General features: G+C 67.7%; 20 protein-coding genes. 8 read left to right on the top strand and 12 right to left on the bottom strand.

All coding sequences use genetic code 11. The features are described from left to right. Positions 1 to 228 precede the first annotated feature (228 nt). Positions 229 to 1,581 (top strand): MFS transporter, encoded by a 1,353-nt coding sequence (locus P1L41_RS08570; protein ID WP_276295313.1) that lies wholly within the window; start codon positions 229 to 231, stop codon positions 1,579 to 1,581. A 57-nt stretch (positions 1,582 to 1,638) separates the two neighbouring features. Beyond that, positions 1,639 to 3,003 (top strand): tRNA pseudouridine(13) synthase TruD, encoded by a 1,365-nt coding sequence (truD, locus tag P1L41_RS08565; protein WP_276295312.1) that lies wholly within the window; start codon positions 1,639 to 1,641, stop codon positions 3,001 to 3,003. An 18-nt stretch (positions 3,004 to 3,021) separates the two neighbouring features. Here truD and P1L41_RS08560 read toward each other — a convergent pair whose 3' ends face one another. Further along, positions 3,022 to 3,936: a DMT family transporter gene (locus P1L41_RS08560; protein ID WP_276295311.1), complete on the bottom strand. Its 915-nt coding sequence runs from the start codon at positions 3,934 to 3,936 to the stop codon at positions 3,022 to 3,024. Between the two features lie 132 nt (positions 3,937 to 4,068). Between P1L41_RS08560 and P1L41_RS08555 the strand changes: the two genes are divergently transcribed. Continuing rightward, the gene (locus P1L41_RS08555; RefSeq protein WP_276295310.1) at positions 4,069 to 4,797 is read left to right on the top strand and encodes a DUF2103 domain-containing protein; all 729 of its coding nucleotides are present in this window, start codon (positions 4,069 to 4,071) and stop codon (positions 4,795 to 4,797) included. 13 nt (positions 4,798 to 4,810) lie between these two features. Here P1L41_RS08555 and P1L41_RS08550 read toward each other — a convergent pair whose 3' ends face one another. The 4 genes from P1L41_RS08550 to P1L41_RS08535 form a co-directional block, all read right to left on the bottom strand. Further along, positions 4,811 to 5,629 carry an alpha/beta fold hydrolase gene (locus P1L41_RS08550; RefSeq protein ID WP_276295309.1) on the bottom strand — a complete coding sequence of 273 codons (819 nt, stop codon included), beginning with the start codon at positions 5,627 to 5,629 and terminating at the stop codon, positions 4,811 to 4,813. Continuing rightward, positions 5,626 to 5,970, bottom strand: coding sequence for a TfoX/Sxy family protein (locus P1L41_RS08545; RefSeq protein WP_276295308.1), 345 nt, complete (start codon positions 5,968 to 5,970; stop codon positions 5,626 to 5,628). Before P1L41_RS08545 ends, P1L41_RS08550 begins: the two co-directional genes overlap by 4 nt. A gap of 311 nt (positions 5,971 to 6,281) precedes the next feature. Beyond that, positions 6,282 to 6,854, bottom strand: coding sequence for a hypothetical protein (locus P1L41_RS08540; RefSeq protein ID WP_276295307.1), 573 nt, complete (start codon positions 6,852 to 6,854; stop codon positions 6,282 to 6,284). A gap of 40 nt (positions 6,855 to 6,894) precedes the next feature. Further along, the gene (locus P1L41_RS08535) at positions 6,895 to 7,119 is read right to left on the bottom strand and encodes a hypothetical protein (protein WP_276295306.1); all 225 of its coding nucleotides are present in this window, start codon (positions 7,117 to 7,119) and stop codon (positions 6,895 to 6,897) included. A 148-nt stretch (positions 7,120 to 7,267) separates the two neighbouring features. Here P1L41_RS08535 and P1L41_RS08530 point away from each other — a divergent pair, with 148 nt between their 5' ends. The 5 genes from P1L41_RS08530 (at position 7,268) to hop (ending at position 12,102) form a co-directional block, all read left to right on the top strand. Continuing rightward, complete coding sequence (locus tag P1L41_RS08530; RefSeq protein WP_276295305.1) at positions 7,268 to 7,546, top strand: 50S ribosomal protein L37ae; 279 nt, start codon at positions 7,268 to 7,270, stop codon at positions 7,544 to 7,546. Positions 7,547 to 7,572: 26 nt separating this feature from the next. Beyond that, on the top strand, positions 7,573 to 7,707 hold the full coding sequence (locus P1L41_RS08525; RefSeq protein ID WP_276295304.1) for a DNA-directed RNA polymerase subunit P: 135 nt from the start codon (positions 7,573 to 7,575) through the stop codon (positions 7,705 to 7,707). A 1-nt stretch (position 7,708) separates the two neighbouring features. Continuing rightward, positions 7,709 to 7,978, top strand: coding sequence for a KEOPS complex subunit Pcc1 (locus P1L41_RS08520; RefSeq protein ID WP_276295303.1), 270 nt, complete (start codon positions 7,709 to 7,711; stop codon positions 7,976 to 7,978). Positions 7,979 to 8,010: 32 nt separating this feature from the next. Further along, positions 8,011 to 11,145: a PAS domain S-box protein gene (locus tag P1L41_RS08515; protein WP_276295302.1), complete on the top strand. Its 3,135-nt coding sequence runs from the start codon at positions 8,011 to 8,013 to the stop codon at positions 11,143 to 11,145. A 132-nt stretch (positions 11,146 to 11,277) separates the two neighbouring features. After that, a complete protein-coding gene (hop, locus tag P1L41_RS08510) occupies positions 11,278 to 12,102 on the top strand; it encodes a halorhodopsin (RefSeq protein ID WP_276295301.1) in 825 nt (274 codons plus the stop codon). 258 nt (positions 12,103 to 12,360) lie between these two features. Here hop and P1L41_RS08505 read toward each other — a convergent pair whose 3' ends face one another. From P1L41_RS08505 to P1L41_RS08475, 7 genes are all read right to left on the bottom strand, one after another. Further along, a complete protein-coding gene (locus P1L41_RS08505; RefSeq protein WP_276295300.1) occupies positions 12,361 to 12,648 on the bottom strand; it encodes a HalOD1 output domain-containing protein in 288 nt (95 codons plus the stop codon). 345 nt (positions 12,649 to 12,993) lie between these two features. Then, complete coding sequence (aspS, locus tag P1L41_RS08500; RefSeq protein ID WP_276295299.1) at positions 12,994 to 14,298, bottom strand: aspartate--tRNA(Asn) ligase; 1,305 nt, start codon at positions 14,296 to 14,298, stop codon at positions 12,994 to 12,996. 35 nt (positions 14,299 to 14,333) lie between these two features. Continuing rightward, positions 14,334 to 15,269 carry a phosphotransferase family protein gene (locus P1L41_RS08495; protein ID WP_276295298.1) on the bottom strand — a complete coding sequence of 312 codons (936 nt, stop codon included), beginning with the start codon at positions 15,267 to 15,269 and terminating at the stop codon, positions 14,334 to 14,336. Next, the gene (locus P1L41_RS08490) at positions 15,266 to 15,958 is read right to left on the bottom strand and encodes an HAD family hydrolase (RefSeq protein ID WP_276295297.1); all 693 of its coding nucleotides are present in this window, start codon (positions 15,956 to 15,958) and stop codon (positions 15,266 to 15,268) included. The genes P1L41_RS08495 and P1L41_RS08490 overlap by 4 nt, the downstream gene beginning before the upstream one ends. 42 nt (positions 15,959 to 16,000) lie before the next feature. Beyond that, a complete protein-coding gene (locus tag P1L41_RS08485) occupies positions 16,001 to 16,720 on the bottom strand; it encodes a phosphoglycerol geranylgeranyltransferase (protein WP_276295296.1) in 720 nt (239 codons plus the stop codon). An 80-nt stretch (positions 16,721 to 16,800) separates the two neighbouring features. Further along, positions 16,801 to 17,505 carry a class I SAM-dependent methyltransferase gene (locus tag P1L41_RS08480; RefSeq protein WP_276295295.1) on the bottom strand — a complete coding sequence of 235 codons (705 nt, stop codon included), beginning with the start codon at positions 17,503 to 17,505 and terminating at the stop codon, positions 16,801 to 16,803. Beyond that, a complete protein-coding gene (locus P1L41_RS08475) occupies positions 17,505 to 18,911 on the bottom strand; it encodes a radical SAM protein (RefSeq protein WP_276295294.1) in 1,407 nt (468 codons plus the stop codon). Before P1L41_RS08475 ends, P1L41_RS08480 begins: the two co-directional genes overlap by 1 nt. Positions 18,912 to 18,999 lie beyond the last annotated feature (88 nt).

Here is an 18,999-nt window from a genome sequence, read left to right as displayed (position 1 = left end):
AGCCCAGCTCGTGTCTGTCCCTTTTCGCGGCACGGACTCGCAGTAGCGTACACTCACCAGACAGCCTGTACAGCGAACCCAGCGCGCCGAAACTCGGGAACGTCGGCCGGCGAGCTGGTCACCGCACACAGCCACCGCTGTGGCCGACCAATCGGTCTCTATTCCCCTCGTAGCACCCAATAGGTCTCAGTTCAGGGAACTAAGTAGTCCCCTTCCGAACCCCCGCCAATGACTGCCGAATCGGAGACCGACACCGGCGGCGTCGACGTGCTCGACGCCTTTCGGCAGTTCTTCGCGCTCGAACGCGACGTCCTCGTGCTCTCGCTGTCGATGCTCGCGTTCAGCCTCGCCTTCCAGATGACCAGCCGGTACATCCCCGAGTACCTCCGGCTGCTGGGTGCCAGCGCCGGGGTCATCGGCCTCTACGGGAGCGTCGGGAACCTCATCAGCGCGCTGTACCCCTACCCCGGCGGCGCGGTGTCGGACCGCATCGGCTCGCGGTTCGCACTCACTGCCTTCGCGACGCTCGCGACCCTCGGGTTCGGGCTGTGGTATCTCGCCTCGGTCGTCGGCGACGTCGCGCTGGGTCCGGTCACCCTGCCCGCGTGGGGACTGGTCTTCGTCGGCCTCTTTCTCGCACAGGCCTGGAAGTCCTTCGGGCTGGGCGCGACGTTCGCCATCGTCAAGCAGAGCGTCCCCCCGGACCGTCTCGCGATGGGCTTCGCCAGCACCGAGGTGTTCCGGCGCCTCGGGTTCCTCGTCGGCCCGCTCCTGGCGGCCGCCCTGCTCGCCGCGAGCGCGACGTTCGTCCTCGGCTTCCAGTGGGTGCTGCTCGTCGCGCTTGGCTTCGGCGTTGTCGCGACGGTGGCCCAGCACGTGCTCTACGACGCGAGCGAGGACTCTATCGGCAAGACCTTCGAAGGTATCGGGCAGATAGTCGCCGACCTGCGACGGATGCCCGAGACGCTGCGTCCGCTCCTGGTGGCCGACACGCTCGTCCGCTTCGCCAACGGGATGGTGTACGTCTTCTTCGTCATCGTGGTCACGGACTTCCTCGCCGTCGGCTTCACCGGCTTCGGGTTCGACCTCCGGCCCGACGCCTTCTTCGGCGTGCTGCTGGGCATCGAGATGGTCGTCGCCATCCTCTCGATGATCCCCGTCGCAAGACTGACCGAGTACGTGGGACTCAAGCCGGCCGTGGCGCTGGGCTTCTCGGTCTATGCGCTGTTCCCGCTCGTCCTCATCGTCACGCCGCCGAACCAGTGGTTCCTCGTTGCCGTCTTCGCGTACTCCGGGCTCCGGTTCGCGGGCCTGCCCGCCCACAAGGCGCTCATCGTCGGGCCGGCCGAGCAGGACACCGGTGGCCGGGTGACCGGGACGTACTACCTCGTGCGGAACACCGTCGTCATCCCGAGCGCCGCCCTCGGCGGGTGGCTCTACGGGAGCGAGTGGGTCGTCGACCTCGCCGGGCAGACGATACGCGCCGGCCCTGAGTTCGCCTTCGGCGTGGCGTCGGTCGTCGGGACGGTCGGCGTCGCGTACTTCGTCGTCTTCGGGCGGGAGTTCGAGGCCTACGCGTGAACCGTCGCCGCCCGAACGCCAACCCTAAAGCCGGGCCGGTGAAGAGACAGAGCAACGATGCGTTCCGCCCATCCACTCGAACGCGCGGTCGGCATGGAGTACTACGTCAGCGACGCCGACGGCGTGGGCGGCCACCTCAGGGCGTCGCCCGAGGACTTCCGAGTCACCGAACTCGAGGCCTTCGAGACCCAACCGGTCGACGCCGACACCGGCGCGTACCCCCACCTGGTCTTCCGGGCCGAACTCCACAACTGGGAGACGAACGACTTCGCCAGTGCCCTCTCGGACCGACTCGGTATCTCGCGGGAACGGGTCTCCTGGGCGGGCACGAAAGACAAGCGCGCGGTCACGACCCAACTGTTCTCGGTAAAGGGGCTCGACGCCGACGACCTCCCCGCGCTCGACGGGGCGGCCATCGACGTGGTCGGCCGGGCCGGCCGGCCCATCCTCTTCGGTGATCTCGCCGGAAACGCCTTCGACATCGTCGTCCGCGACGCCGAGTCTCCAGAGAATGCCGCGTCGGTGCTCACCGACCTGCAGACGCTGAGCGGGACGGCGGAGCCGACGGACAGCGAGACGCTCCCGACCGGAGCGGTCACCGTCGGCGTCCCGAACTACTTCGGCCAGCAACGATTCGGCTCGCGTCGGCCGGTCACTCACGAGGTGGGCCTGGCCATCGTGCGGGAGTCCTGGGAAGACGCGGTGCTCGCCTACGTCGGCAACCCACACGAGCGCGAACCCGAGGCCACCCAGGCGGCTCGCGCGTACGTGGACGAGACCCGCGATTGGGCCGGGGCGCTGGACCGGCTCCCGCGAGCGCTGGGCTACGAGCGCTCGATGTGCCACGCGCTCGTCGAGAACGGGGCCGAGACGCCCGCCGACTTCCGCGAGGCCGTCGAGACGCTCCCGACGAACCTCCAGACGCTGTTCGTCAACGCCGCCCAGTCCTACGTCTTCAACCGCGTCCTCTCGGCGCGACTGGAGCGGGGCCTGCCCTTCGACCGCCCCGTCGAGGGCGACGTGGTGTGTTTCACAGATAGTGATGCGCCGGCCGACCTCGCGCTCCCGGACCCCGACCGCACACAGCGAGTCACCGAGACCCGCCTGCGAACCGTCGAGCGACACTGCGAGCGAGGCCGGGCGTTCGTCACCGCCCCGCTCGTCGGCACCGACACCGAACTCGGGGACGGTGAACCGGGTGACATCGAGCGGACCGTTCTCGACGACGTCGGAATCGAGCCGGGGGACTTCGACCTGCCCGGCGCCTTCGACAGCACCGGGACCAGACGGGCCGTACTCGTGCGGACCGACCTGGGCGTCGTGCGCGATGGCGCCGACCTCACGTTCTCCTTCTCGCTCCCGAAGGGAAGTTACGCGACGGTGCTCCTCCGGGAGTTCCGGAAGGGCGACCCCGCCGAGTGAGCGAGGCCGGGAGTCGACTCAGCGAACGAGGCCGCGATACCGCGCGAGTTCCGCGTACAGTTCCCGGCGCTGGAGCAACGCGAACCCGGCGACGATGACGGCAAAGCCCAGCAGTGTCAGGGGCTGAATCTGCTCGTCGAGGAACGCCCACCCGAGCACGAGCGAGACGACCGGGGTCAGATACGTCACGAGGTTCGCCTTCACCGCCCCGACAGTACCCATCAGGACGAGGTACCAGACGAGTCCGAGCGCGCCCGCGAAGACGCCGAGGTAGAGTATCGTCGCGACGGCCAGCGGGGTTATCCTGACGCTTGTCAGCGATTCGCCGACGGCGACGGCGAACCCCATCTGGATGGTCGCCCCGAGGACCATCGCCCACCCGGTCAGCGCGGGGACCGGCATCGCGGTCCGGCTCCGCCTGACCAGCACCGTCCCGAGGGCGACGACGGCCACCGCCGTGAACACGAGGAGCTTGCCGACGACAGTGGGGTCCAGCAGCGCACCGGGGTCCGGGCGGACGATTATCGAGACCCCGACGAAGCCCAGCAGAATGGAGAGGTAGTCGCGCCCGACGAGTCGCTCGTCCGGGAGCAGGGCCCAGGCGAACAGGCCCGTGACGATGGGCGAGAGGCTGAAGATGACCGCCGCGACGCCGCTGGTGATGAACTGCTGGCCGACGAACCCGAAGCCCACCCCGCCAATGAGGAACACGCCGCCGGCCAGGACAGCCGCCCAGTCCCGGCGCGTCCGCGGAACCCGGTAGTCCATCCTGAGACCCGCGTACGCCAGGAGGAGCACCGCGGCGAAGTAGTTCCGCACCGCGACGAAGAGGAGCGGTGGAAAGAACGCGAGCCCGGCTTTGACCGCCGGGAAGGCGGTCCCGAAGATGAGCGTGACGCCGAGGAACAGGAGGGTCGTCCGAGCTCGCGACATGAGTAGCGCTATTGACAACATGGGCAGGTGATAAAATACCCGGCACCCGACCGGACGCCGTGGCCCGGCTCACGCGATGGACGTGGGTCCGAAACCGCCCCGCTTATCCGAGCGAGCGGTCCTACACCCTGCATGGACTGCCGGCAGTGTGCGACGGTGCTCCCCCGACCGGGCGACTACTGCCTGGTCTGTCACACTGCCAACACCGAGGTAGTCGTCCTCGAACTCGACCGTGAGCGGGCGACGGTCACTTCCATCGAAGACGGGGACGTCGTCGGCCGGCGCACGGTGACGACGACGCCGGAGGACGAGGACGGCGAGAAGGACGTCGTCGAACTGCGGAACTTCGCCGGCCTCGTCGCCGATGAAGTGCGCCGGAAGCGACCCGAGGAGGTGTACGTCACCGGCGACCGCGAGGTCATCGACGCAGTCCGGGGCCAGTTACACTACGAGTTCTTCCGCGTCGAGGGCGACGACCCCGTCCAGCGGGTCATCGAGCGCCAGGGGGAGCCCGCACTCGACGTTGTGGACGCCGCCCCGGCGGACAAGCTCGGCGGGAGCCACTCGACGCTCATCGGGGGCCGGGCCGGCCAGCGGGTCATCCAGACCGTCGCCAGCCACCCCCACGTCAAGAAGGTCATCCCCGGTCCCATCGACGCCGGCGGGTCGAGTTCGCCGACCGGCGTCCGGGCGAAGGCGACCCGCGCGGACGCGAACGGGAACGTGCGGGTGCTCATCCGGGACGGGTCGAGCGTCCAGGAGAACCGCGTCGTGACGACGGCCGGCGACCGGGAGCTGGGCGAGCACGTCCGGGCGGACCTGAACGAGGCGCTGCGCGAGGCCGGGCTACAGGACGAGTGAAGCGCCGGGGACCTCACTCGGACAGGAACGCACCGACGGTCTCGGCCACCTCGACGGGCCGTTCCTCGGGGACGAAGTGCCCAGTGTCCTCGAAGATCGTGAGTTCGGACTCCGGGATGGCGTCGGCGGTCCGCTCGGCCACCGCGGTGTCGAAGAACGGGTCGCTGTCGCCCCAGAGCACCAGCGTCGGCACGTCGAGGCCAGGGAGCGAGCGTTCGATGGGGCCGTAGTTCCCCTCGAGGTCGGCCAGACTCCGCTGGAAGATGCGGCGCGTCATTGACATCGCCGACGGCGTCAAGTGCCGCTGGAACTGGCTCCAGGGCAGTGTCGAGCGCTGCTCGACCGCTGCCCGGTGAAGGAGGCGAAGGCCAAAGCGGTTCCCGACCATCGCGGTGAACAGGAGCGTCCCGAGCACCGGGACGCCGGCCACCCGCAGCGGCGGTGGGACCGGATTGTCGGTGAAGACGTTCGTCGAGGCGAGGACGAGCCGGCCCACTGACTCGCGGGGGAACCGACGGTCGAGCGTCAGCGCCACCGGCCCGCCGAAGTCGTGTGTGACGAGCGCGAACGGGTCGACCTCGAGCGCGTCGAGAAACGCGTCGAGCGCCGCCGCCTGCGCGTCGAGATAGTAGTCGCCCGCCGGCGGCTCGGAGTAGCCGAACCCGCGGAGGTCAGGCAACAGGACGTGGTACCGATCGGTCAGCCGCTCGGCGACTGGTTCCCACGTGTGAGCCGATCCCGGGATGCCATGAATGAAGACAACAGGGGCCCCCTCACCCCCGACCAGGTAACTCGTCTCGCCGACCGTCGCTCGGCTGAGTGAGTCGGTCACGGCTCGCCCTCCGCGCGTGCCGTCTCGTAGCTCGCCTCGACGTACGGGACCAGCGGGCCGAGGGTGGCGTCGTCGACGGGGACCTGTACCCACGACGTGACGGTCCGGTCGCCTGCCTGGAACGGTTCCGCTTCGAACGCAGCCGCGAGTTGCGCCCGCTGGTCCGGGGGGAGCCGCGTCAACACGACGCCCTCCGTAACCAGGACCGCGAAGAGGGTCCCGTCCGCGCGGTAGGACGGACAGCCGAACATGGTCGTCGCGTCGACGTCGGGCCACTCGTCGACCAGCGACTCGAAGGCGGTCCGCAGGTCCCCGCCAGCCTCGCCGTCGAAGTAGGTCACGCGGGGTCACCGTCCCGTCCTCGAAGACTGTCGCGATGACCGACGCCTCCGAGACGGCGATGGTCGCCCAGAAGACGAGTTCCACCGCTATGAGGGGCAGCGGCTCGCCGAACAGGTCGTAGGGGGTGAAAAACTCCCAGAAGGCGAACCCGACACCGAAGAGGAGTCCCGCGAAGCGGGCGGCGCGCGGTCGGACGCCGGGCGGTCACGCCGACGCGACGGTACGTCGATTGCATGGTGAGGGTTCATCGTGTGGCCCGATATACCTGTAGTACGGACTGAATGTAGACATCGCGGGCGACGCCGTCGGGCTATGCCCGCTGCCGGGCATCCAGCGCGAGCGGGACGACGTGGAGCACGCCGAGGAGGAGGAACGCGACGGGTTCGACGGTCGGGAAGGTGAACGCGCCGACCGCCAGGACGACGAGCGCGACGACGCCCGAGAGCAGGTAACCCCGCCCGCGCTCGGCGTCGCCAGCCCCTTCGAGGAGGCCCCCGGTCCAGCAGTAGCCGACGGCCGACGCGGCCACCCACGCCCCCCAGAACGCGACGACGGCGGGGACGAGTCCGGCGAGACCGCCGAGCGTGAGCGCCATCGCCGTGCCGTTGGCGCTTCCCCAGACGAACATCGGGTCGGAGAACCGGGCCTCGTCGGGGCCGTGCAACACGGTCACAGTGGCGAACCCGGCGACGAGCACGGCCCAGAGCCCCGTCGCGAGCGCGGCCGACGAGCGCGGACCGAGCCACGCGAGAACCTGGGTGCCACCCCAACCGAGGGCGCCGGCTGCTGCACCCACGAGCAGGAACTCTGACTCCGAGAGGCGGCCGCTGGTCGCTGGCGAGCGGCGCTCGAGACGCTCGCGGACCCTATCGGTGACGGACATACCGGTGTCTGCGCGTGCCAGCCCCTTAGTCGTCGTGCGCTCAGGCCAGTTCCGCCGCGAGCAAGAGCACGGACGGGGCCACGAGCAGGACCAGCCCGACGACGACGAGGAGTGCCGGGACGACGAGCAGGCCCATGTCGGTGAGCAGCCACAGGCCGAGGCCGGCCAGGACGGCGAGGAGGCCGACCAGGCGCAGTAGCCAGGTGACGATACCTTCGAGCCCCGAGTCCGCGACGACGTCGACGACGTCGAGTACCTCGTCCATGGCACCGCGGGCGTACGTCGTCCCCTCGGAAATGCGCTGTGGCCGGGCGGCTACGGGACCGCCTCACACACCCGGGCCGCCCGAACAGCGCGCTCTGAGGGCGTGTCTCGAAGGGCTTATGTGGCCGCTGGGCTGACTGGTGAACACTATGGCCAGCAAGAAGGGACGCACCGGTAGCGCCGGCCGCTTCGGTGCCCGCTACGGTCGCGTGGCCCGACGCCGCGTCGCCGAGATAGAAGGAGAGATGAACAAGGACCACGCCTGCCCGGAGTGTGGCGACGACGACGTCTCCCGTCAGGGGACCGGTATCTGGCAGTGCAGCTCCTGTGACTACACGTTCACGGGCGGCAGCTACCGGCCCGAGACCCCCGGCGGCAAGACGGTCCGGCGCTCCATCCGCGCCGCGCTCGCCGAGGACGAGGAGTAAAGCGGCTCCGGCACCTGGACCCACACATGAGTTACAAATGTTCACGCTGTAAGCGTGACGTGACGCTCGACGAGTACGGCGGCGTCCGCTGTCCGTACTGCGGCCACAGAGTGCTACTGAAAGAGCGGGCGCCGGACGTCAAGGAAGTCGACGTCAACTGACGTGTCGACACCCGGCGCGCCCCACCGGACTGTTCTCACCGCGGAGTTCGACGACGTCGAGCGAGCCAGACGGGTCGAGCGGAGCGTCCGCCCGGAGGTCGGCGCGATAGACGGTGACCGGACCACCGCCACGCTCGACCGGGCCGACGACGTCCTCACCGTGACCGTCCGCGCGAGCGACCTGGTCGCGCTCAGAGCGGGCATCAACACCTGGCTGACGCTGCTCTCGGTCGCCGAAGCGGCCGGCGGCGCAGAGACCCAAGAGTATTAGGGTCCGATATCGTGGTGTGGGTACACACACCGATGCGCGAGACGATGCCAGAGCGCCGTCCGGGGGACAGCCAGCTCGTCGAGTTCGACGACGGTGCCACGCCGGTAGACTCGCTCGACGTGCTCTATCTCGATGCAGACGCGGACATCCGAGAGGCGACGAGGCGGGCGGTCGAGGCCCGGCGCGACGTGATAGCCGTCGCCAGCGTCGCCAGCGTCGAGGCCGCACTCGAGGTAGCCACCGACGAGACGGATTGTCTGGTGATAGACCCCGTCGGTCTCGAGGGGTCGGCCGACCGGTTGCTCGACCGTTTCGACTGCCCGGTCATCTACTACACGACGCTGGACGCGGCGGCGTTCGACGACGACCTGCTGGCGGGGACGTCGACCATCGTCGAGAAGACCCCCGAGACGATTCGCGGCGAGTTCCTCGCCGAGAAAATCGTCGGCATCACCAGTGCAAACTCTGACAGAGAAGAACAAGCGCTGACGGTCGCGCTGGCCGACGTCGAGCGCCGTGCCCGGGAAGACGAGCGGACGCTCCTGGCCGAGGACGACGGGACCGTCGTCTGGTCGAGCGCCCCGCTCGCGGACTGTCTCCCGGGTGACCCGCCGGACGAGGCCAACATCGACGAGTGGGTCGAGACGAGCCTCTCGGAGACCGCGCCAGGACGAGCGGCACTCGAACGGATTCGAGACAACTCGGAAGAGCCGGTGACCGTCCGCGTCGATGGCCACTCGAGATACTGCCTCTGGACGGAGGAGCGACTTCCTCCGGCCGCCGGCTCGCTCCGGCTGATACAGATACGCGACGTCACCGACCAGGTCAGACGAGAGGCCCGCGAACGGCTGCTCGACCTGCTCGTCGAGTTCGCAGAGGACGGGCTGTACACGCTCGACGCGAAGGGGTACGTCGACTTCTGTAACGAGGCGTTCGCGTCGATGCTGGGATACGAGCAGTCGGAACTGTTGGGGACACACGTCTCGGAACTGCTCGCCGAGGACCAGCTCGCCAGCGGGCAGGCGTCGATTCAGCAGCTCATCGCCGAATCGGACCGGCAGGAGACCACCGTCGACATGGCGGTCGTCCGCAGCGACGGGACCGAGCGGGAGCTGTCGGTACACTACTCCCTGCTCGAAGGACCGGACGGGGGCTACCTCGGGCTGTTGGGGGTCACCCGGGACGTCACCGAACGCAACGAGCGCAAGCGGGAGCTCGAACGGTACAAGCAGCTGTTCGACAACCTCGTCGGCAGCTTCCCCGGCGGCGGCGTGTTCCTGTTCGACGAGGACATGCAGTTCGTCGAGGCCGGAGGCCAGGACCTGGCGCGAGTCGGACTGGAGGCGGCCGACGTCGTCGGCAACTCACCGAGCGAGGTGTTCCCGCCGGAGAACGCCGAACGGTTGGAAGACGCCTACAGCGACGCGCTCGAAGGACGCCAGCGGACCTTCGAGGACAGCTTCGGCGGATACGACTACGTCGTCCAGGTCCTGCCCATAGAGAACGTCGAGGGCGACGCCGTGGCGGGGATGGCCGTCGCCCAGAACGTCACCGAGCGGCGTGACCGCGAGCGCGAGCTCGAAGAGACGACCGAGCGGCTGAAGCTCGCGCTGGAAGGGGCGAACCTCGGGGTCTGGGACTGGAACATCGAGACCGGTGACGTCAGATTCGACGAACGCTGGACTGGAATGTTGGGGTACGACCACGGGGAGCTCGAGCATCGACTGGAGACGTGGGAGGACCTCGTCCACCCGGACGACATCGACGAGGCGTGGGAGACGATACAGCGACACTTCGACGGCGAGACGGACATGTACGAGTGTGACCACCGGCTGCGGACGAAATCGGGCGACTACCGGTGGATTCGCGACCTGGGACGCGTGTTCGAGCGCGACGAGGACGGCGAGGCGCTGCGGATGGTCGGCATCCACCAGGACATCACCGAGCGCAAGGAGCGCCAACAGGAGCTCGAGGCCCAGCACGAGGAACTCGAGACGCTCACCCAGATTCACGTCCTGATTCAGGAGGTCATCCGGGCACTCGGGTCCGCGGTCACGAGAGAGGAGATCGAGGAGCTGGTCTGTCGCCGACTGGTCGAGTCCGAGTACTACGAGCTCGCCTGGATCGGCGAACGGGCCGTGGGCAAGCACCACCTCGACTGGAAGGCCGGGGCCGGCGACGGCGGGTACCACGTCGTCGTCTCCGAGCGCTCGGAGGAGGTCGAGCGAGAGGACGACCCCGGAATGACGGCGGTCGAGACCGGCGACGTGCAGGTCATCCACGACATCAGAAACGACGACCGGATGATTCACTGGCGCGAGGAGGCGCTGTCGCGTGGCTTCCGGTCGGCCGCTGTTGTCCCGCTCGTCCACGAGGGCGTCGTTCACTCGGCCCTCCTCGTCTACGCCAACCGGGCCGAAGCGTTCAGCGAGCGGGCCATCGAGTCCTTCAGGGTCCTGGGAGAGATGGTCGGGTTCGCCTTCACCGCCGTCCAGAACAGACATCTGTTGCTCGAAGACCGGGTCGTCGAACTCGAATTCAAGTCGACCGACAAGGACAACTGGCTCGTCGCCGTCGCCCTCGGCCACGACTGCCGCCTGTCGGCGACGGGGTGTATCGACATCGGCGAGCGATTCCTCCAGTACGTGACCGTCGACGGCGGTGACCCCGAAGCCGTCCTCGAGACGTTTCTGTCGGTCGACCCCGTGACCGGCGGACGAGTCGTCCGTACAGACGGCGACCACGGCCGCCTGGAGCTGACCGTGACGCAGGCCTACGAGCCAGCGCTGCTCGACGCGGGGGCCCGCCTGACCGAGATCGTGGCCGAGGGCGACGAACTCACGATAACCGCCGAGGCCCCGCTGGACGCGGACCCACGGACGGTCCACCGCACGCTGTCGGCCGACATCGACGGCCTCCAGCTCACGTCGAAGCGCGAGCGGACCCACGTCGACGATGGTGGGGGCGACAGCCGCGACGCCCTCGAGCAGTTGACCGACCGCCAGGCCGAAATCCTGCGGGCGGCCTACCTCGCGGGCTACTACGCCTGGCCGCGCGATACGACAGCCGAGGAACTAGCCGAGTCGCTGGATATCTCCTCACCGACGCTCCACCAGCACCTGCGACGGGCCAAGCTGAACCTCCTCGAGTCGCTACTCGACGTCTGAGTCGTCGGCGGCCCGTCCGGCGACCGACCTCGCGAGCACCTCCAGAAACTCGACACGACAGGCAGCCACACCTCCGAATCCAACCCTGTTGGGGTATGAACATATATGTCTGGTTGCACATATTGTGTCTGTATGTCGACACTCGCCACCGAAACCGTCCTGCAAGCGTCGCAGTCAGACGCACTCCAGGAGATACAGTCCGACTTCCTGCTCCAGTCGTCGCTCTGGGTGAACATCGCGCTCGCCGGTCTCGCGATATTACTGTTCGTTTACATGGGTAGAGACGTCCAGTCATCCCGGGCGAAACTCATCTGGGTCGCGACACTGCTGGTACCGCTCGTCTCGATATCCAGTTACGCCGGGCTCGCCTCGGGGCTCACGGTCGGGTTCCTGGAGATGCCCGCCGGCCACGCGCTCGCCGGGCAAGAGGTCCTCTCGCCGTGGGGTCGGTATCTCACGTGGACGCTGTCGACGCCGATGATTCTGCTGGCGCTCGGCCTGCTGGCCGACGCCGACCGGACCTCGATATTCACCGCCATCACGATGGACATCGGGATGTGCGTGACCGGCCTCGCGGCCGCGCTCATCACGTCGTCGTACCTGTTCCGCTGGGTGTTCTACCTCATCAGCTGTGCCTTCTTCGTGGCCGTCCTCTACATCCTGCTCGTGGAGTGGAGCGGCGCGGCGACGGCCGCCGACACGAGCGAGATATTCCAGACGCTGCGGTCGCTGACCGTGGTGCTCTGGCTGGGCTACCCCATCCTCTGGGCGCTGGGCTCCGAAGGATTCGCCCTCCTTGGCGTCGGCGTCACCTCGTGGGGGTACTCCGGGCTCGACATCCTCGCGAAGTACGTCTTCGCGTTCCTGCTGCTGCGCTGGGTCGCCGCGAACGAGGGAATCGTCTCCAAGGCCGGGTCGGGTAGCGGAACCGGTACTGCGACGCCGAGCGACGACTGAGCGCGGGTCACTGTCAAATCAGTACTTCGCTCCGTCGAGATCCACAGCGTCAGCCGAACAGAGCGTGCAGAATAGGGCTGCTAGTCGGTCATCGGGCTTACAACGAAAAGTGAGATACTGACCTGGTCAGTCTATCTCGGCTATCGTGGTCAACCAATGTGTCACTGTTCCGCTTGTCCACAATGAACAGTTGCTGAAGACGACTTAGATACACTGTCGTGGTGGGCTTGAAAGATAGCAGCCGTGTGTTCTGCACGCTCATTCGCAGTGCCCATCGAGTGGGTGAACCAGAACACTCCCTTCGCCAGTGAGAGAGACAACCGCGTCATTATATTCGAACTGGACGAGGAGGTTTTGATTACCATCGGCCCTGGTTAGTAAGGACTCCAAAGCATCAACGTTCACACTCTCCTGTAACGGTGGCAGCTCTGTGAAGTCACATCCTTCAAGCTCCGTAAATTGACCAATAATTTTGAACACAATCTCTTCGTCAACCATCTGTCTCATCATAGAATAATATTCGCTCTCTGAGACGATGGTATCCACGGTCTATTCTCACCGATAGAGAAACGCTTGAGAGAGGTGGTTCCTGAGTTAGACTGTCTCTGCCAAAACAGCGGGAAAAGTCATCCCTCTGACACCGTCTTTGAACGGTACTGACTACATCCTCTGTATTCAGCACCCCTCGAAAAAGTGTCAGTGACGGAGTGTATCGACAGCGCCGAATACGTTATCGGTCGCTCTGTGCAGCGCCGTCTCAGAGAGACAGTCGCTGCCGGTCCTGCGAGACTCGCGCTGCTCGTCTCGCTGGCTCTCTGGTCTTCGCCAGGCACTGCTCGCTTCGCTCACCGTTCGTAAAGACGAGACCCCTTCGCTCCGCTCGGGCTCTCGCTATGGGCTCAGCCGCTGACGGTCCCGCGGGAACAGCACCGCTTCCCGGATGTTCCCCAGCCCGAGCATCGTCATGACGAGGCGCTCGCCGCCCAGCCCCCAGCCGGCGTGGGGCGGCATGCCGTACCGGAACATCTTGGTGTAGTACTCGAAGGCCTCGGGGTCGAGGCCCTGCTGTTCGAACCCTTCGACGAGGTGGTCGTAGCGGTGTTCACGCTGGCCGCCGGAGACCAGTTCCATCGACGGATGCATCATGTCGAAGCCGGTCGAGACCTCCGCGTCGTCGTCGTGGTCCTTGATGTAGAACGGCTTGATCTCGCTTGGCCAGTCGACGATGAAGTAGTGCTCGCCCATCTCCTCGCCCAGGACGTGTTCGGCCTCCGTCGAGAGGTCGTCACCCCAGACGAGCGGCTCGTCGAGTTCGCCAGTGGCGTTGATCTTGTCCAGTGCTTCCTGGTAGGTCAGGCGCGGGAACTCGCCCTCGGGCGCCTCGAACTCGTCGGCGAGGTCCAGCGCTTCGAGCTGGGCCTGGCAGTTTTCGGCGACACCCTCGTAGGCGGCCTTGACGACGTGCTCGCAGGCGTCCATCGCCTCGGTGTGGTCGTAGAAGGCCGACTCGAAGTCGATGGAGGTCGCCTCGTTGAGGTGCCGGGGCGTGTTGTGCTCCTCGGCGCGGAAGATGGGGCCGATCTCGAAGACCCGCTCCAGCCCCGAGCCGACCATCAGCTGCTTGAACAGCTGGGGGCTCTGGTTCATGAACGCCTCGCGGCCGAAGTACGTGATGGGGAACAGCTCGGTGCCGCCCTCCGTTCCCGTGGCGACGATTTTGGGCGTGTTGATCTCCGTGCAGTTCAGGTCGCGGAAGGCTTCGCGGGCGGCGCGCAGGACCTCGGCACGAATCTGGAAGATGGCCTTGACCTCGTCCTTGCGGAGGTCGAGCGTGCGGTTGTCCAGTCTGGTCGGGAGTTCGGCGTCGACCTTGCCGGAGGGGTCCAGCGGCAGTTCGGGGTCCGCTTCGGAGATGACCTCGACGGACTCCGGCGTGACCTCGACACCGGTCGGGGCGCGCGGTTCCTCCTCGACGGCCCCCGTGACCGAGATGACAGACTCGCGGTGGGCGTCCAGCCCGGTCTCGACGAGGTCGTCGTCCATCTCGTCTTTCTCGAACTTCACCTGGATCTTGCCGGTCGTGTCCCGGAGGATGAGGAAGGCGATGCCACCGAGGTCCCGAATCTCGTGGACCCAGCCGGCGACGGTGACTTCGTCGCCGGGTTCGGCGTCCGCTGTGTAGGTGCGGTCGTCCATACTGTGGCGTTCGACGGGACGAACTTAAACTCCGTTTATTCGGTCGCGTCGGTCTCCAGCCACTCGGCCAACCAGGTTCGGTGAATCGCGACGGCGTCGTCCCCCGAGCGTTCGGGGTAGTGCGGGCGAGTCACCGCTCCGGTCGAGTCGACGGCCGCACAGGCGACGGCCGCGATTCGGTAGGCCACCGGAACCTCGGGGAGCGGTCGGACCGAGCGGTAGCCGGCCCGGAACGCAGCTTCGAGCGGTCCCGGGTCGGTACCGTACCATCGGGTGACGAGGTGTTCGGTCTTCGCGACCGACAGGGCGGGGTCGGCACTCCGGGGCGCACCCCAGTCAAGCACTGCGGCGAGGTCGTCGTCGTCGAGCAGTGCGTTCCCCGGGCGGAGGTCCCAGGGGAACAGTCGCGGCGGGCGCGTCGACGGAACGCCGTCGACGGCTGTCGCCAGCGGGCCACGAAGGTCGTCGAAAGCCGGCGGGAGCGCATCCAGACACGCGGTCGCGTACTGCGCGAAGTCCGCACCGACCGAGCGGTCGGTCGCGACGAGCGCCCCGCTCGAATCGAGGGACACCGGACCGGCCGATGCGAACGGAAACGTCTCGTGAAGCGTGCCGAGGATGACGCCGAACCGCCGCGCGACCGCTTGTCGACGGACTGGCGCGAGGTCGACGAAGCGCTCGTGGAGGTCCGCCCCCGCCACGAACTCGGTCACCAGATACGCCCGCTCGCCCACGCGCCCCTGTGCGAGGAGCGTCGGCACCGGAACGGCCGTCCGGTTGACGATTTCGCCAAGCAGCACGGCCTCGGTCGTGGCGTCGCCCACGTCGTCGGAGAGCTGGACCACGAGCGGCGGTCTGTCGTCGTACCGGGCGACGACAGTCTCCTTGTGGTTGCCCTGGCGAGGCCGCACGAGTTCGACTGGTCGCCGGTCCGGGACGACCCGGCGGAGGACCTCGTCGACCGCGGTCACGGCCCCGGTCCCTCGCGCTCGCCCTCGAGGACGGCGACCAGGTCGTCGATGCGGTCGAAGACGTACTCCGGCTGATACCCGTTCGTCTCACCGGGCGTCCGCGGGCACCAGGCCGCCTGCAGCCCCGCAGCGTGGGCCCCGGCCACGTCGTAGGCGAGCGAATCGCCGACGTACAACGTCCGGTCGTGTTCGACGCCGAGGGTCGCACAGACCGACTCGAAGGGCTCGGGGTGGGGCTTGCGCCGCTCGAGGTCGCCCGCGTAACAGACGGTCCCGACCCGGTCGGCCAGCGCCAGGGTCGCTATCTTTGGCTCTTGGCGGTGGGACGGGCCGTTCGTCAGGACACCGACCGGTCCGTGGGCGAGTGCGGCCTCGAGCGCCGTCTCGGCACCCTCGCGGAAGGCGACAGCGCTCCTGTCGACGGCGGCGAGCAGGCCCGAAGCCAGGTCGTCGGCTGGGACTCGCCGGTGGCCGTGTTGGGCAGCCAACCGACGGAACCCAGCGGCGAGGTACGACTGCTCGTTCGACGTGTCGGGCGGCCCTTCGAGCGAGGCCCAGAGGTCGCCGACAGCGCCGAACGGGTCCAGTCCGGCCGACTCGAAGGCGGCGGCGTACAGGTCGGCCCCGTCCTGTGTCGACTCACACAGGGTGCCATCGAGGTCGAAGACGACGGCCAGGAGGGAAGTCATAACCCGGTTACGGGCCGCGTAGGCAAAAAGAGCCTGTCGGCGTCAGTCGGTGGGAGTCGCCGCGGTAGCGTCGTTGGCGGCCTCGACGGTCTCGCGGACGGCGTCGACGCCCTCGTCGTGCACCAGGTCGCCGACGACGATGGTGTCCGCGTGCTCGGCCATCGTCCGGGCCGACTCGTAGTCGTGGATGCCACCGCCGTAGAAGAGGGTCGCTTCGTCGAGGATGTCATGGGCAGCGGCGACTTTCTCGGTGTCGCCGAGCATCCCGGAGTACTCGACGTAGATGATCTCCTGGCCCAGCAGGTGTTCGGCGGCCTCGGCGTAGGCGGCTACCTCGTCGGCCTCCAGGTCACAGTCGGCCTGCGTGTACGTCGCGACGGAGGCGTCGGGGTTCATGACGATGTAGGCCTCGGTGAACGTCCGCGACCAGTCGATCTCGTCGTCGATGCGGATCCACTCCTTGTGGGCGCCCGTGATCCAGGTGACGTCGCCGGCGTTCATCACGACAGGGATGAGATAGCCGTCGTGGCGGTCGCTGTGGACCACCGAGGCGGGGTTCGACGGCTCGATGTACACCGGGATGTCGTACTTCCCGCAGGCCTCGACCACCCGAGTCATCTTCTCCTCGGTCATCCCCGTCGTCCCACCCACCTCGATGGCGTCGGTTCCGGTGGCGGCCACGTCCTCGTAGGTCTCCCCGTCGACGAGCGTCTTGTCGGGGTCTATCTTCACGATGTGGTTCCAGTCCGCCCAGTCGCTCATACCAGCGTGACTCGCGCGTGAGCGTATAACGCCTTCGAATGCTGGAACGGCGGCCGCTCGCTGGACCCGACCCGGTCGCGCTACACTGGCGACGCCACCAGCGAGACGTAGCCGACATCGCCGCTCTCTATCGCCCCTTCGAGTGCCCGTATCGCGTCCAGCAGGGCCTCGCCGTCGGACCCCATCGCCCCCAAGAGCCCCTCGTAGTCGACCCGGCGCCGTGCTCGGTCGCGCATCTCGAGCAGGGCCTCGCGGTGGTCCCGGACCTCGCCGACGTCGAAACCGGCCGCGTCGACCCGTTCGCGGAGGTGCGCCCGTTTGCGTTGGCCGGTCAGGCAGAGGGCTTCTTCGACGCGGGCCGGGACGCCAGGGAGGTCGCCCTCGACGACGACGTCCGAGAGGGCCAGGCGGCCGTCGTCGGGGAGTACGCGGTGGGCTTCGGCCAGCGCACCGTCGAGGTCGTCGGCCAAGCAGAGCACGCACTCCGCCAGCACGACGTCGACCCCGCCGGTCCTGACCGGGAGGTGTTCCAGGTCTCCCCGGAGCGTCCGCTCGCCGACTGGATTGAGGTCGATGCCGATGGCATCAGCGCCCCGCTCGCGAGCGAGCGAGAGTGCGTTGCCGGCCCCACAGCCGACGTCCAGCAGGCGCGTGCCCGCGGTCACGTCGGCCCGGTCCAGCAGGGCCGCCGTAGCCTCGTCGCCCCCGGGATGCAACGGCTCGCCGACGACGAGTCGCATCGTCCCCCAGGGGTTCGCCAGCGCCGAATCGACGGAGGGGAACATCAGTCGTTGCTCTCTCCGAGGGTCTCGTCGGGTGCCTCCTCGCCGGCGACCTCGGGGTCGGCGTACTGCTCGCTGCCCGCGACCGTCTCCCGGCCGCCCCAACCGTTGCGGTTCCGCAGGGCGTACTCGCCGTCCTCGGTCGTCATGTTGTAGCCACAGAACGGCACCAGGTCGCCGTCCGGGGTCGGGACCGACAGACAGCAGTTCTCCAGTCGGTTCACGTCGGCCGCGTCGGCGTCCATGAAGCCAGTGATGGAGATGGGAACGACCGAGTCGAACAGGTCGTCGGCCGCGTCTGGAACGTCGACGCCACAGCACCCCGCCGCGCTGCAGGCCAGATCCTGGCCGGCCGCGGTACCCGCGAGCAGCTCCATATAGTCCCCCTCGTCGACCATCCCCGAGACGGAGTCCCACAGTCCCTCGGTGATGAACCGCGTCAGCGGAAGCGGCGGCCCGTCCGCCCGGGGCAGCAGCGCGGTACCAATCTGACAGTACGCCGAGCAACACGGCGCGGGGAGGATATCTTCGACCGCCAGCGCGTCGAACTGCTCGGTCAGCAGGCGGGCGGCCTCGTCCAGCGAGAAGCGCCCGTCGTTGCGCTCGTAGCGGCCGAAGTGGGCCACCGGCTGGAAGTTGACCGAGCGGATGACGTCGGCGTTCTCAAGCGCGAACTCGACGATGTCGCCCATCTCGTGTTCGTTGGTTCCGGGAACCAGCGTGGGCACGAGGATGATGGGGAGGTCGGCCGCCCGGCAGGCCTCGATGGCGGCGTGCTTGAACTCGAGGATGTCGGCCGAGCGGATGTCGACGTACGTCTCGCGTTCGAGGCCGTCGAACTGGAGGTAGACGGCCGTGACGCCGGCGTCGGCCAGCCGCTGGGCGTAGCCGTCCTCCCGGGCCAGACGGAGGCCGTTCGTGTTCACTTCGACGTGTTCGAAGCCGCGGTCGGCGGCCGCCGCGACGAGTTCGGGCAAGTCGTCGCGAACGGTCGGTTCGCCGCCGGAGAACTGGACCGGCCGGGGACCGCCCTGGTCTTCGATGACGTCCAACAGGTGAAGCACGTCCTCGAAGGGGTTCTGCGTCCCGCCGGGGCCGGAACTGGCGAAGCAGAAATCACAGGAGAGGTTGCAGTCCTCGGTCACTTCGACGATAGCCAGGCAGGCGTGGTCGTGGTCGACGGTCAGGTCGACGGGCCCCTCGCTCGCGTCGAACTCGGGCGCGAACTGCCCGGCCCACTCCCAGTGGTCGAGGCTCCCCCAGACCTGCCTGCTCGTGGTCCCGTGGATCTCACACTCCCGCGTGAGGTAGACCCCGCCATCGCGGGATTCGTACGCCCCAGGGACCTGTTCGAGGCAATGCGGGCAGAGGCTCGTGGTCGTCGTGAGTGGGTCGTCGGCGTGACTCATACCGGCCTTCAGGACTGCTGTTCGGTAAGCGTGGTGGGTGCGTGCATAGTTCACACCACATCCTCCACGGACGTGCTCGCGGGCCGTT

Origin of the sequence: Haloarcula ordinaria (assembly GCF_029338275.1) — an archaeon.
GTDB lineage: Archaea > Halobacteriota > Halobacteria > Halobacteriales > Haloarculaceae > Haloarcula > Haloarcula ordinaria.
Note: the sequence above shows the minus strand (reverse complement) of the source record. Positions and strands in the feature narration are given on the sequence as shown.

What these genes read in the sequence shown, in the direction of transcription:
- P1L41_RS08570 (WP_276295313.1), top strand. Translation starts at nt 229, where the DNA reads ATGACTGCCGAATCGGAGACCGACACCGGCGGCGTCGACGTGCTCGAC.
- truD (WP_276295312.1), top strand. Translation starts at nt 1,639, where the DNA reads ATGCGTTCCGCCCATCCACTCGAACGCGCGGTCGGCATGGAGTACTAC.
- P1L41_RS08560 (WP_276295311.1), bottom strand. Translation starts at nt 3,936, where the DNA reads ATGTCGCGAGCTCGGACGACCCTCCTGTTCCTCGGCGTCACGCTCATC.
- P1L41_RS08555 (WP_276295310.1), top strand. Translation starts at nt 4,069, where the DNA reads ATGGACTGCCGGCAGTGTGCGACGGTGCTCCCCCGACCGGGCGACTAC.
- P1L41_RS08540 (WP_276295307.1), bottom strand. Translation starts at nt 6,854, where the DNA reads ATGTCCGTCACCGATAGGGTCCGCGAGCGTCTCGAGCGCCGCTCGCCA.
- P1L41_RS08535 (WP_276295306.1), bottom strand. Translation starts at nt 7,119, where the DNA reads ATGGACGAGGTACTCGACGTCGTCGACGTCGTCGCGGACTCGGGGCTC.
- P1L41_RS08530 (WP_276295305.1), top strand. Translation starts at nt 7,268, where the DNA reads ATGGCCAGCAAGAAGGGACGCACCGGTAGCGCCGGCCGCTTCGGTGCC.
- P1L41_RS08525 (WP_276295304.1), top strand. Translation starts at nt 7,573, where the DNA reads ATGAGTTACAAATGTTCACGCTGTAAGCGTGACGTGACGCTCGACGAG.
- P1L41_RS08515 (WP_276295302.1), top strand. Translation starts at nt 8,011, where the DNA reads ATGCGCGAGACGATGCCAGAGCGCCGTCCGGGGGACAGCCAGCTCGTC.
- hop (WP_276295301.1), top strand. Translation starts at nt 11,278, where the DNA reads ATGTCGACACTCGCCACCGAAACCGTCCTGCAAGCGTCGCAGTCAGAC.
- aspS (WP_276295299.1), bottom strand. Translation starts at nt 14,298, where the DNA reads ATGGACGACCGCACCTACACAGCGGACGCCGAACCCGGCGACGAAGTC.
- P1L41_RS08490 (WP_276295297.1), bottom strand. Translation starts at nt 15,958, where the DNA reads ATGACTTCCCTCCTGGCCGTCGTCTTCGACCTCGATGGCACCCTGTGT.
- P1L41_RS08485 (WP_276295296.1), bottom strand. Translation starts at nt 16,720, where the DNA reads ATGAGCGACTGGGCGGACTGGAACCACATCGTGAAGATAGACCCCGAC.
- P1L41_RS08480 (WP_276295295.1), bottom strand. Translation starts at nt 17,505, where the DNA reads ATGTTCCCCTCCGTCGATTCGGCGCTGGCGAACCCCTGGGGGACGATG.
- P1L41_RS08475 (WP_276295294.1), bottom strand. Translation starts at nt 18,911, where the DNA reads ATGAGTCACGCCGACGACCCACTCACGACGACCACGAGCCTCTGCCCG.